The sequence below is a fragment of the Candidatus Aeolococcus gillhamiae genome (assembly GCF_016464765.1).
In the GTDB taxonomy this organism is placed as follows: Bacteria; Chloroflexota; Dormibacteria; order Aeolococcales; family Aeolococcaceae; genus Aeolococcus; species Aeolococcus gillhamiae.
In genome coordinates this window covers 1-11,537 of sequence record NZ_JAEKNS010000008.1, presented here as the reverse complement: position 1 = coordinate 11,537, position 11,537 = coordinate 1, and the positions used below count along the sequence as shown (strand labels likewise).

12 protein-coding genes are annotated in these 11,537 nt (G+C 69.1%); 9 read left to right on the top strand and 3 right to left on the bottom strand.

Translation table 11 applies throughout. The features are described 5' to 3' along the window. Nucleotides 1-552 precede the first annotated feature (552 nt). Together JF886_RS00600 and JF886_RS00595 are read right to left on the bottom strand one after the other, a co-directional pair. Complete coding sequence (locus JF886_RS00600; protein ID WP_337308554.1) at nt 553-1,653, bottom strand: isocitrate/isopropylmalate dehydrogenase family protein; 1,101 nt, start codon at nt 1,651-1,653, stop codon at nt 553-555. Nucleotides 1,654-1,718: 65 nt separating this feature from the next. Beyond that, nucleotides 1,719-2,459: a GntR family transcriptional regulator gene (locus JF886_RS00595; protein ID WP_337308552.1), complete on the bottom strand. Its 741-nt coding sequence runs from the start codon at nt 2,457-2,459 to the stop codon at nt 1,719-1,721. A gap of 84 nt (nt 2,460-2,543) precedes the next feature. On the opposite strand from JF886_RS00595, the gene JF886_RS00590 reads away from it, so the two are divergent. From JF886_RS00590 to JF886_RS00550, 9 genes are read left to right on the top strand one after another with little or no spacing between them, the layout of a single operon-like run. Further along, the gene (locus JF886_RS00590) at nt 2,544-3,863 is read left to right on the top strand and encodes an ABC transporter substrate-binding protein (RefSeq protein WP_337308550.1); all 1,320 of its coding nucleotides are present in this window, start codon (nt 2,544-2,546) and stop codon (nt 3,861-3,863) included. Between the two features lie 27 nt (nt 3,864-3,890). Continuing rightward, nucleotides 3,891-4,775, top strand: coding sequence for a branched-chain amino acid ABC transporter permease (locus tag JF886_RS00585; RefSeq protein ID WP_337308548.1), 885 nt, complete (start codon nt 3,891-3,893; stop codon nt 4,773-4,775). After that, nucleotides 4,772-5,755, top strand: a complete 984-nt coding sequence (locus JF886_RS00580) for a branched-chain amino acid ABC transporter permease (protein ID WP_337308546.1) — start codon at nt 4,772-4,774, stop codon at nt 5,753-5,755. Before JF886_RS00585 ends, JF886_RS00580 begins: the two co-directional genes overlap by 4 nt. A gap of 1 nt (nt 5,756) precedes the next feature. Then, a complete protein-coding gene (locus JF886_RS00575; RefSeq protein WP_337308545.1) occupies nt 5,757-6,566 on the top strand; it encodes an ABC transporter ATP-binding protein in 810 nt (269 codons plus the stop codon). A 1-nt stretch (nt 6,567) separates the two neighbouring features. Next, a complete protein-coding gene (locus JF886_RS00570; protein WP_337308543.1) occupies nt 6,568-7,350 on the top strand; it encodes an ABC transporter ATP-binding protein in 783 nt (260 codons plus the stop codon). Then, nucleotides 7,347-8,246: a fumarylacetoacetate hydrolase family protein gene (locus tag JF886_RS00565; protein ID WP_337308541.1), complete on the top strand. Its 900-nt coding sequence runs from the start codon at nt 7,347-7,349 to the stop codon at nt 8,244-8,246. The genes JF886_RS00570 and JF886_RS00565 overlap by 4 nt, the downstream gene beginning before the upstream one ends. 9 nt (nt 8,247-8,255) lie before the next feature. Continuing rightward, nucleotides 8,256-8,894, top strand: coding sequence for a 4-carboxy-4-hydroxy-2-oxoadipate aldolase/oxaloacetate decarboxylase (locus JF886_RS00560; protein ID WP_337308539.1), 639 nt, complete (start codon nt 8,256-8,258; stop codon nt 8,892-8,894). Then, complete coding sequence (locus tag JF886_RS00555; RefSeq protein ID WP_337308537.1) at nt 8,891-9,655, top strand: sulfite exporter TauE/SafE family protein; 765 nt, start codon at nt 8,891-8,893, stop codon at nt 9,653-9,655. Before JF886_RS00560 ends, JF886_RS00555 begins: the two co-directional genes overlap by 4 nt. Then, nucleotides 9,652-10,839: an amidase gene (locus JF886_RS00550; RefSeq protein ID WP_337308535.1), complete on the top strand. Its 1,188-nt coding sequence runs from the start codon at nt 9,652-9,654 to the stop codon at nt 10,837-10,839. The genes JF886_RS00555 and JF886_RS00550 overlap by 4 nt, the downstream gene beginning before the upstream one ends. Here JF886_RS00550 and JF886_RS00545 read toward each other — a convergent pair. Continuing rightward, complete coding sequence (locus tag JF886_RS00545; RefSeq protein WP_337308534.1) at nt 10,824-11,039, bottom strand: hypothetical protein; 216 nt, start codon at nt 11,037-11,039, stop codon at nt 10,824-10,826. The two genes, JF886_RS00550 and JF886_RS00545, sit on opposite strands and share 16 nt — an antisense overlap. Between the last annotated feature and the right edge of the window lie 498 nt (nt 11,040-11,537).

Below are 11,537 nucleotides of genomic sequence, written 5' to 3'. Positions count from 1 at the left end.
CTTCCAAGCTGGATGTCGAGGGTTCGAGTCCCTTCTCCCGCTCCACGCCCGCTCTGATGGTCGATTGTGATCTCACGTTGAAGCGCTTTCCTGCTCAGGAGCAAATCGCGCCGGCGTACGCTCTCAGGTCGGCGGCGGGGGAGGAGAAGGGCGACCGTGCCCCGCGGTGGGCGCACTGCCCAGCGTATCGCCCAGACCAGGCCCGATACGGCCAGGGCGAGGACGAGCAGCGCGTACCAGACGTGGCCATGCCGAGCGAGAGCATGGCGCACTCTAGCGTGTGCGGTTGTGCGGGACCAGCGGCGCCCTGGGCGTCGGCGCCCCGGTCCCGACCGGTAATGCATCAGCCGCCCGGCGGACCGCAACGGCAACGGACGGACGATCGATTAGACGACGGTAGGGAGTGGGCTTCAGCCGTTAGCTCCGCCACGTGGCCACAAGCAAGACGGCAGTGGGCGGCGGGACTACCCGGCCCCCGCCGGTTCGACGAACGAGCGAGTCCGTCCATGCGCGCCGATCACGAGGGCGCCGAAAGGTCGCAGGCTCGAAGGGTCACCGCGCTACCGAAGGGCCCTCCAACTGTACAATGACCGCGTCGGCAACCTGCGAGGTGCCCACGGCGGTCGGGTCATCACGGTCCGGCTTCATGTCGTAGGTGACGCTGCGCCCCTCGGCGATCACGGCGGCGATGGCGGCCTCGAGACGGTCGCCGGCCTCCTTCTCGCCGATGTGGCGAAGCATCATCATCCCGCTCAGCATCATCGCCATCGGGTTGGCGACATTCTTTCCCGCGTACTTCGGCGCGCTGCCGTGGGTCGCCTCGAAGAGCGCGATCTCATCCCCCGTGTTGGCACCGGGAGCGAGCCCCAGGCCGCCGACGAGCCCGGCGCACAGGTCGCTGAGGATGTCACCGAACAGGTTGGGCATCACCATGACGTCGTACAGCTCCGGCTTCTGCACCAGCTGCATGGCCATGTTGTCGACGATGCGGTCGTCGAACTCGATGTCGGGGAACTCCTTGGCCACGTCCTGGGCGACGCGCAGCCACAGTCCCTCCGTGTACTTCATGATGTTCGCCTTGTGCACGCAGGTCACCTTGCGTCGGCCGTTGTCGATGGCCCACTGGAAGGCGAAGCGGAAGATGCGCTGCGTGCCGGTGATGCTCGTCGGCTTGATGCTGATGCCCGAGTCCGGGCGGATGCGGCGCCCGTTGAGGCGCGCGATGTCCTCGATCATCTCGGCCGTCTCCGGCTTGCCCTCCTCGAACTCGATGCCCGCGTAGAGGTCCTCGGTGTTCTCGCGGACCACCACGAGGTCGACATCCTCGTAGCGGCTGCGCACGCCCGGGTACCACTTGGTGGGCCGCACCAGCGCGAAGAGGTCGAGCTCGCGACGCAGCGCGACGTTGACGCTGCGGATGCCGGTTCCGATCGGCGTCGTCAACGGTCCTTTGATGGCAACCTTGTTGCGCCGGATCGACTCGAGCACGTGGTCGGGCATCGGCTGCCCGTACTGCTCCACCACGTCTAGGCCCGCGTTCTGCACGTCCCACTCGATGTCGACGCCGGTGGCATCGATGACGCGGCGCGCCGCCTCGCTGACCTCGTACCCGATCCCGTCTCCCGGGATCAACGCGATGGTGTGGCGCGCCATGGTGAGAGCCTCCTGCGACTGATCGTGGGCCGCGAGTGTCGCAAATCAGCCGAGGCCGCCGGCCCTCACGACGGCGACCACGGTGATTGCACATGCTGCGTCGCGATCGCCCACTGCAGCGTCTCCACAACGTGCCTGAGGTGCTCGCCCATCGCCGCCTCGCAGGCGTCGGCGTCGCCGCCGCCGAGTGCCACGACGATGGCCTCGTGCTCACGCAGGGAGTCGGCCGCCCGCCCGGGGCGCAGCATCGTGCGGTACTGGAACCGGATGCTCTGCGACTTCAGGGTGACCAGCAGGTCGCTCGCCACCTGGTGGTCCGCGATTCGCCAGATGCGCTGATGGAAGCGTGCGTTCAGCTCCGAGTAACCGATCGAGTCATCGGCGGCGACGCGCTCGCGCATCGCCTCGACCATGGCGTTGAGCTCCACGAGGTCCGGCTGCGTGGCGCGCTCCCCGGCGAGGCGGGCGAGCAGCTTCTCCAGGGCGATGCGCACCTGCTCGATCTCCACGGCCTCGCGGTCGGAGATGCGCCGCACCCGCGCGCCCCGGTTCCGCTCCCGGCTGACCAGGCCCTCTTGGTGGAGGCGGGTGAGGGCGGAGCGGATCGAGGTCCGTCCCACCTTGAACATGCCCCCGAGGTCGGCCTCGACGAGGCGTTGGTTGGGCAGGAAGCGACCGCTGACGATGGCGTCGCGGAGCTCGCGATACACGTCGCCGACGTCGGAGCTCGGCAGCGCGACGCCCACGCGCCGGCCGGCCCGCGGGGAGCGCGGCTTGTGGGCGGACGATTGCAAACGGGTCGCCATGGGGCTAGATTACCGACCTCTATTGTGGCTAGGATTGTCGACAATCCGTCGATCGACTCCGTCCCGGGGATGAGGAGGCAGCTGATGCAACGAGGCAATCGGATCGGTCGCAAGGCGGGGCTCCTGCTGGCGGGGGCTGCCGTGGGCCTCGCTGGGTGCGGCGGCGGAGGGTCGTCGAGCAGCGGTTCGACCGACACCTCGCCACTCCTGATCGGCATCGTCGCGCCCTTCACCGGCCCTGACGCGGCCCTCGGACCGGCCTACTTCGCCGCCTGCCTCCCGGCGGCGCGGGCGATCAACAACAACGGCGGCATCTTCGGCCACACCGTCGCGTGCCAGCAGTTCGACACCCGCGGCGAGCCCGCGGACGCGGTGCCGGCCGCCCAGCAGATGGTCGCGGGGCACTCCAACCTCATGGCCGTCGTCGGCTGCACGTCCGATGAGGCGTCGAGCGTGGTGCCGATCATCAACCACGCCCATATCCCCATGTTCTGCATGACCGGCCAGTCGGAGTTCAACAAGTCGAGCTTCCCGTACTTCCACCGCCTCGTCCCCCCGGACTCGTTCGACTCCTACGCACTGGTCGGCAGCGCGCTCGACTACGCGCACTACACCAAGGTGGCGCTCGTCTTCGGCAACGACATCGGCTCGCAGGCTTTCGTCGGCCCCGCTCAGCGGGCGCTGACAGCGCTGGGGGCGACGGTCACCATCAACCAGGCGATCGCGCTGGGCCAGCCGTCGTACCGAACCGAGGTGACGGCCATGCTCGCCACCCACCCTGACGTCATCTTCACCGAGGCCCTGGGACCGACAGACGCCACCTACCTCGCCGAGGTGAAGCAGCTCAACGGGTCGACGATCCCGTTCATGGGCACCTCGGCGACCATCGACCCCGTCTGGTTCCAGGCGGTGAGCGGCGCCATCGGTGTCCCGGACGTGCTCGCCAAGTTCACCGCGGTAGACCTCGGTGTCAGCTTCTCCGGGCCTGGCTACACGGAGTTCAAGACCAACCTCGACGCCTCAGCCTCGCAGTTCGCCGACGCGCCCAAGTATTCCCAGCGCGGCGCGACGCTGCACCTCTACGACGGCATCATGCAGGCGGCGCTGGCCATGGATGAGACCAAGAGCACCGACCCCACCGTCTACAACCCCAAGGTCAAGGAAATCGGTAACGGCGTCGGTGGCGCGGTCACCGTCAACACCTACAAGGACGGTGTGGCGGCGATCAACAGCGGCAAGTCGGTGCGCTGGGTCGGCGCCGGCGGCCAGACCAACTACGACCAGTACAACAACTCCCAGCAGGGCTACATCATCGTGAAGTACGACGCCCAGGGAAATGAGGTGACCATCAGCCACCTCACCGAGCAGCAGACCGCGGCCGTCATCAAGGCCGGCGGTGGCTGAGACCGGCACCCGCGCGGGGGGGCGGCGATGAGCCTGTTCATCGCCGCCCTCGGCTTCGGCTTGGTGAGCGCATCGATCATCGCCATCGCTGCGGTGGGCTTCACCATGCAGTTCGGCATCACCAACATGATCAACCTTGCCTACGGGCAGGTGATGATCGCCTCCGCGTACGTCGCCTATCAGCTGAACAGCCGTGGCGTCCTCATCTGGGTGGCGCTTGTCGTCGCGGCGGTGTTCGGGGCCCTGCTCTCGTTCACACTCAACCGGCTGGTGTACTCACCGTTCCAGCGCAAGGGCACCAACCTCGTCGGCATGGTGATCATCTCGCTCGCCGTTGGTCTGCTCCTGGCCAACGTGATGCTGCCGATCTTCGGCTACTACAGCGTGTCGTATCACCTCGACACCGGCCCCACTTTCCACGCCGGCTCCATCGCACTCACCGGCGTGCAGCTGCTGATCATGGGCGTGGCCATCGGCATCATGCTGTTGATCCACGCGCTGCTCAGGTTGACCAAGCTCGGTAAGGCGATGCGTGCGACCGCGGCCAACCCGGGTCTGGCACGCAACTGCGGCATCCCGACGCGCCGCGTCGTCGACCTGGCGTGGCTGATCACCGGCGCGCTCTGCGGCATCGCGGGGACGGTTGCCGGCATGAACTCGGACTCGTTCTCAGTCGCCAACGGCTCGGAGTTCCTCATCCCCATCATCGCCGCCGCCGTCCTCGGCGGCGCCGGCCACCCGTACGGCGCCATGATCGGCGCGGTGATCATCGGGCTGATGACCGAGATCAGCGCCGCCGTCATCTCCCCGCAGTACAAGCAGGTGGCCGCCTTCGCCGCGCTCGTGCTGGTGATGATGCTGCGTCCCCAGGGCCTGCTGGCCAAGCGCGGGGCCCTCGCCGCAGCCGGATGACCTATTACCTGACGACTCTGCTCGTGTACGCGGGGGTCGACATCCTCGCCTGCCTGGCCATCTCGCTGCAGTTCGGGCTGTCCGGGATCGTCAACTTCAGCTTCATCATCTTCCAGGCGATCGGCGCCTACACGGCCGCAGTGCTGTCGCTTCCCCCGGACAGCGCCAACGGCGGCTTCCAGACCTACATCCTCGGCCTCAACCTGCCGTTCCCGCTGCCCTGGATCGGCGCCGTCGTGGTGGCCGGCCTGCTGGCACTGCCGGTTGGGCTCGTGGTGCTGCGCCGGTTGCGCAGCGACTACCAGGCCATCGCCATGCTGGTGCTCTCGGTGATCGCCACGCTGATGGTCACCAACACGCCGCGCTTCCTCGACGGCGCCGCCGGGCTGTCGCTGGTGCCCCAGCCGCTCTCCGAGCGACTCAACCCGTACTCCGACTCATACCTCTGGGGCTACTCGGTGGCCGCGTTGATCCTGGCGGCCATCGTGTTCTTCTTCGTGCAGCGGATCACCAACGCGCCGTACGGACGCTCGCTGCGCGCCCTGCGTGAGCACGAGCTGGCGGCCAACGCGCTGGGCAAGAACTCGGTGGCGCTGAAGCTCACCGTGTTCGTCGTCGGTGGCGCCATCGCCGGCCTGAGCGGGGCGATCCTGGTCGGCTTCATTACCACGTGGGCGCCGTCCACCTGGCTGTACCCCGAGACGCTCATCCTCTTCGCGGCGGTCATCGTCGGCGGCCGCGGCAACAACTACGGGGCGGTGCTCGGCGCGCTGCTCGTCCCGGTCGGGTTTGAGGAGGTCACCCGCTACCTGCCGCCGTTCGGCCCGCCTGGCCTGATCCCGGCGCTGGAGTGGGTCTGCATCGCCGGCCTCATCCTCGGCTTCCTCTGGTTCCGCCCCCGTGGTGTCTTCCCGGAGCGCCGGCGCATCTTCCCGGCCCGCCGCGCCGCGGTCGTCGCCGACGACGCGGGCGCCGCCTGACATGGCGGTGGCCGAGGCACTCCCGCAGCCGGGGGGCGTCCCTGCGCTGGACACCGAGCCGTTGCTCGTCGCGCGCGACATCCATCGTCACTTCGAGGGCATGCACGCGGTCGACGGGGTGTCCATCGACGTGCTGCCGGGTCGCATCACCGGGCTGATCGGGCCCAACGGCGCCGGCAAGTCGACGTTCCTCGCCGTCCTCGCCGGCACGCTGCCCGCGTCGGAGGGCACCATCGTCTTCGACGGCGAGGACATCACTACGCTGCCGACGTACCGGCGCGCACGGAAGGGCCTGATGCGCACCTTCCAGCTGCCGTCGGAGTTCGGCCAGCTCACGGTGCTCGAGAACCTCCTCGTGGCCGCGCCCGGCAACCGCGGCGACACGCTCGTCGGCGCGCTCCTCGGCAAGCGCTACTGGCGCAGGGACGAGGAGGAGCGCGTCGCCCAGGCCCGCGCGCTGCTCGACCGTTTCAACATGAGAGCCAAGGAGTCGGACTTCGCCGGCTCACTGAGCGGTGGGCAGAAGCGGCTTGTGGAGATCATGCGCGCGCTCATGCTGCAGCCGCGCCTGTTGCTCCTCGACGAGCCCATGTCCGGCGTGCACCCGTCGATCATCGACGAGATTGCGTCGTACTGTGAGGCCCTGCGCGACGAGGGCCTCACCATCGTCATGGTGGAGCACGAGCTGCACATGATCGAGCGCATGTGCGACCCGGTCATCGTCATGGCCCAGGGACGTGTCATCGGCCACGGCTCGATGATCGAGCTGCGCAAGCAGCGCGAGATCGTCGACGCCTACCTGGTCGGATAGCGTGGCGACCACCATCGCGGAGCGTCCGACTCCGCTGCTCCGCGCCGAGGGAGTCACGGCGGGCTATGGCGGCGTACCCATCGTGCGCGGTGTCAGCCTCGCCGTCGGTCCGGGCGAGATCGTCGCGGTCATCGGCCCCAACGGGGCCGGCAAGAGCACCTTCCTCAAGTCGCTGGTCGGCATCCTGCGCATCACCGAGGGCCGGGTCAAGCTCGGCGACGTCGACGTCACCAACCGCGCCCCCGAGCAGCTGGCGCGCGACGGCGTCGGCTACGTGCCCCAGGTCCAGGACATCTTCGAACCGCTCACGGTGATGGAGAACCTCGACATGGGCGGCTACCTGCTGAGCGCGGCGCAGATCCGCGCCCGCGTCCCCGATGTTCTCGAGGTCTTCCCCCAGCTCAAGCCGATGCTCAAGCGGCGCGCCGACAAGCTGAGCGGCGGCGAGCGCAAGATGCTGGCGATCGCGCGCGTGCTGATGCTCGACCCACGCGTGCTCATCCTCGACGAGCCCACGGCCAACCTCGCACCCCAGCTCGCCGACCGTCTGCTGCGCGAGCAGATCAAGGGCCTGGGAACGCTCGGCAAGGCGGTGCTCCTCGTCGAGCAGCGCGCCCGGGCCGCGCTGGACATCGCCGCGTGGACATGCGTTCTCGTATCCGGCTCCACCCGCATGGAGGGCCGGTCAGGCGAACTTCTCGATCGCCAGGATTTCGAGGAACTGTTTTTGGGAGCCGCCACAAGCCTGACCACGGCCGGCGGCGTGGAGGCACGGGATTCATGAAGCTCTTGATGTTCAGGGACAGAGGCGCACGCCGACTCGGTGTCGGCCGCGACGCCGAGTCGGACCAGGTCGTCGACGTGGCCGCGGCGGCCGGCGGCGACTCGATGCCGGCCGACATCCTCGGGGTCATCGACGGCGGCGAGGCAGTGCTCGATCGCCTGCGCGAGCTCGCCTCGTCGGCGTCTGGTGAGGCCGTCCGGCGCATCGCCGACCTCGAGCTGCTGGCGCCGTTCGACCCCCCGCGCGGCAACGTGCTCTGCATCGGGCGCAACTACCAGGCGCATGCAGAGGAGTCGGCGCGGGCAAACCAGACCGAGGTGGGGCCGCCGACCATCTTCACCAAGGCGATCAGCTCGATCACCGACCCCTACGGCGACATCCCCATCAACCCCGCGGTGAGCACCAAGATCGACTGGGAGGTCGAGCTCGGTGTCGTCATCGGCAGCACCGGCAGCAACATCAAGCGCGTCAACGCACTCGAGCACGTGTTCGGCTACACAGTGGTCAACGACGTGACCGCGCGCGACATCCAGAACGGCTGGGGCGGCCAGTGGTTCAAAGGCAAGAGCCTCGACGGCTCCTGCCCCGTCGGCCCCTGGGTGCTCACCAAGGACGAGGTGGATGACGTGCAGTCCCTCCAGGTGCAGCTGCGCGTCAACGGCGTCGTCAAGCAGGACGCCAACACTCGCGACATGATCTACCCGGTCGACGCCATCATCGAATGGTTGTCGGTGGGGATGACGCTGCGACCCGGCATGCTCATCGCCACGGGCACCCCCGAAGGGGTCGGCTTCGCGCGCACACCGCCGGAGTTCCTCACGGCGGGCGACGTCATGGAGACCGAGGTCATGGGCGTGGGTCTGCTGCGCAACACCGTCGTCGAGCTGCCGTCCTAGAGAGAAGCTGTGGCTGACCCGGCGCTTTCATCCCCGCGCCCCGACCCGGGTGTGGTGGCGCGGCTCACCGCCCTCGGGGTGGCGACCGTGCACGAGTCGCAGGGCCGGCGGGGGTTGCTCAACGCGTCGGTGCGCCCCATCCAGGACGGCGTGCGGGTGGCGGGCCCGGCGCTGACCGTTCTCTGCCAACCGGGCGACAACCTCATGATCCACCTCGCGGTGGAGAAGGCTCACGAGGGCGACGTGCTGGTGGTGGCCATGGCCTCACCGAGCGACGCCGGCATGATCGGTGAGCTGCTCGCCACCTCGCTGCGCGCCCACGGCGTGATCGCCGCGGTCATCGACGCCGGCGTGCGCGATGTCGCTGAGTTGCGCGCCATGGGTTTGCCGGTGTGGTCGCGCTGGATCAACGCGCAGGGCACCACCAAGACACAACACGGAACCATCAACAGGACGGTCGTGTGCGCGGGCCAGTCGGTGTCCGCTGGTGACGTCATCGTCGCCGACGACGACGGCGTGGTCTGCGTCCCTGCTCCCCAGGCGGCCACGGTCGCCGCGCAAGCCGAGGAGCGCGCCGCCCATGAGGACGAGGTGCGCGCGCGGCTCGCGGCCGGCGAGCTCACTGTGGACCTGCTCGGGTTGCGTTGATCCACCTCGACACCGCACGACTGCTGCTGGTGGCCGGCGCCGCGTTCCTGGCGGCGGCGGCCAATGCCATCGGTGGGGGAGGGACGCTCATCTCCTTCCCCGCCCTGCTGCTGCTGGGATTCCCCGCGCTCACCGCCAATGTCACCAACACCGTCGGGTTGCTCCCCGGGTACGCGGGTGGCAGCCTCGCGTACCGCGCGGAGCTCTCGGTGCAGCGCCGCCGTGTCCTGTTCTTGGGACCGATCAGCGTGGTCGGCGCGGTGGGCGGCGCCATCCTGTTGACGCGCACGTCGAACGCGGTCTTCGCCGCGGTGGTGCCGTGGTTGATCCTGCTTGCCTGCGCGCTGCTCCTGCTGCAACCCGTGGTGACGTCGCGGGTGCGCACGCGACGGCCGGAGCGCGAGCAGCACCGCTCCCCGGCGCTGATCGTGGTGCAGTTCCTGGGTGGTGTCTACGGTGCGTTCTTCGGCGCCGGCCTTGGGGTCATGATGCTCGCCGTCCTCGGCCTCTTCATCCGCGACGACCTGCAGCGCATCAACGCGCTCAAGGGCATGATGGCGCTGATCATCAACGTGGTGGCCGCGATCTACTTCGCCTTCTTCGGCCCGGTGTCGTGGCTGGCAGCCGCCATCATGCTCCCGGCCGGCGCCGTCGGCGGGTTTGCGGGGGTGTCGCTGGCGCGCCGCATGCGTCCGGCGATCCTGCGCACGGTCGTCGTGGTGTTCGGCGTGGCGTTCGCGCTCCACCAGCTGCTCACATGACAGAGACAAGCGCGAGCCCGTTCGTCGCGCACGACCCGGAGCGCCCGCTGCAGGGCACCGGCGACGGACCGCTCGCCGGCCTCACCGTCGCGGTCAAGGACTGCTACGACATCGCCGGCGAGCGCACCGGCATCGGCAGCCCGGACTGGCTCGCCGACCACGCACCGCCAGCGGTGACGGCCGATGCCGTGCGCCGCGTCCTCGATGCCGGCGCCACGGTGGTGGGGAAGACGGTGTGCGACGAATTCATGTACAGCATCACCGGTGCCAACGCGCACTACGGCACGCCGCTCAACCCGCGCGCCGTGGACCGGCTGCCCGGCGGTTCGTCGAGCGGCTCGGCGAGCGCCGTCGCCGGGGGCTCGTGCGACCTGGCCCTCGGCACCGACACTGGCGGATCGATCCGCATCCCGGCGGCGTTGTGCGGGCTGTACGGCCTGCGAACTACGCACGGGCGCGTCGCCATGACGGGCATCCAGTCGATGGCGCCGTCCTTCGACTCGGCGGGCTGGCTTGCACCTGGACCCGGCGTGCTCCGCGCCGCCGGCCGCGTGCTTCTCGGTGGCGACGCGGAACGGCGACCGATCGGCCGCGTCCTGCTGGCTACTGACGCGCTCGAGGTGGCCGACGCCGAGTGCGCCGCGGCGGTGGAGGATTTCCTGGCGCGCGCGGCGTCCGAACTGCCGGCGCCCGAGCTGGTGCGCCTGGCAGCGGAGGGGTTGGCGGCGTGGTCGGAGTGCTTCCGAGTCATCCAGGCATTCGAGACATGGCAGACGTTCGGTGCGTGGATCACCGCACACCGCCCCACGCTCGGAGCCGGGGTCGACGAGCGCATGGCGTTCGCTGCGACCGTCGAGGAGTCCGCCGCCGCGGCGGCCCGGATGCTGCGAGCAGCGGTGACGGCCCGCCTGCGCGACGTGCTGCGCCCGGGCACGGTCGTCATACTGCCGACGGCCCCGTGCCCTGCCCCGCTGCTGCGCGCGTCGGCGGGCGAGGTGCAGCACTTCCGCACCCGGTCGCTGCAGCTCACATGCGCCGCCGGCCTGGGCGGGCTGCCTCAGCTGTCGCTGCCAATCAGACGCGTGCGGTCAGCCCCGGTCGGGCTGTCGGTGCTGGGGTGGAGGGGTGCCGACGAGACGCTGCTCGACCTCGCCTGCACGCTGGCACGTCACGCCGGCGTGTGACGCTCGAAGGCCAGCACCGCGACCATCACAACGACGAGGCTGACCAGCAGTCCGGCACAGCCGCCCTGCACCATCGTTGCCCCGGATCGCCACCTCTGCGTGCGTGGCACCGTGAGTATCGCCAGCGAGCTGCAGAGCGCGGTCCCGGCGATCACCTCGACATTGATCCACCCGCCACCAGAACCGCGCCCGGTGGTCACCGACACAGAGCTCGTTGAGCACCGCCGGCAACCATCGCCGCAGGATGAGCAGCACACCCGTGATGGCCAGGGCTGCGAACAGCCCGCCGGCGAGCACCCCGATTGTCGCGGCGCGGCGTCACCTGGCCCCGGCGCGGGCGGTTGCGAGCGGGCCTCGTACCGCCGCACGTCGCTGAGCAGGAACATCGCCAGCACCAGCACGATTCCCAGCAGACCGATCAGCAATGTGCGCGTCTGCGTCATCGCACCAAGGAAGAGGTCGGACCCGCCAACCTGGGGGTGTACCCGAACGTGGCCGTCGCGGCGAGGACGCCGGTCAGACGATGGAGAGCCTGCCACGGCCACCCAGACTCTCAGCCCGTCCGCAAGCTACTCGAACCTGGCCAACAAAACCCCGAATCTGATGATCCAACAGGCGTTTCTGCGACGCTGAATTCGAATACCAGCGGGTTACTTCCAAGCTGGATGTCGAGGGTTCGAGTCCCTTCTCCCGCTCCA

Coding starts and splice junctions, on each gene's coding strand:
- JF886_RS00600 (WP_337308554.1), bottom strand. CDS start 1,653: ATGGCGCGCCACACCATCGCGTTGATCCCGGGAGACGGGATCGGGTAC.
- JF886_RS00595 (WP_337308552.1), bottom strand. CDS start 2,459: ATGGCGACCCGTTTGCAATCGTCCGCCCACAAGCCGCGCTCCCCGCGG.
- JF886_RS00590 (WP_337308550.1), top strand. CDS start 2,544: ATGCAACGAGGCAATCGGATCGGTCGCAAGGCGGGGCTCCTGCTGGCG.
- JF886_RS00585 (WP_337308548.1), top strand. CDS start 3,891: ATGAGCCTGTTCATCGCCGCCCTCGGCTTCGGCTTGGTGAGCGCATCG.
- JF886_RS00580 (WP_337308546.1), top strand. CDS start 4,772: ATGACCTATTACCTGACGACTCTGCTCGTGTACGCGGGGGTCGACATC.
- JF886_RS00575 (WP_337308545.1), top strand. CDS start 5,757: ATGGCGGTGGCCGAGGCACTCCCGCAGCCGGGGGGCGTCCCTGCGCTG.
- JF886_RS00565 (WP_337308541.1), top strand. CDS start 7,347: ATGAAGCTCTTGATGTTCAGGGACAGAGGCGCACGCCGACTCGGTGTC.
- JF886_RS00550 (WP_337308535.1), top strand. CDS start 9,652: ATGACAGAGACAAGCGCGAGCCCGTTCGTCGCGCACGACCCGGAGCGC.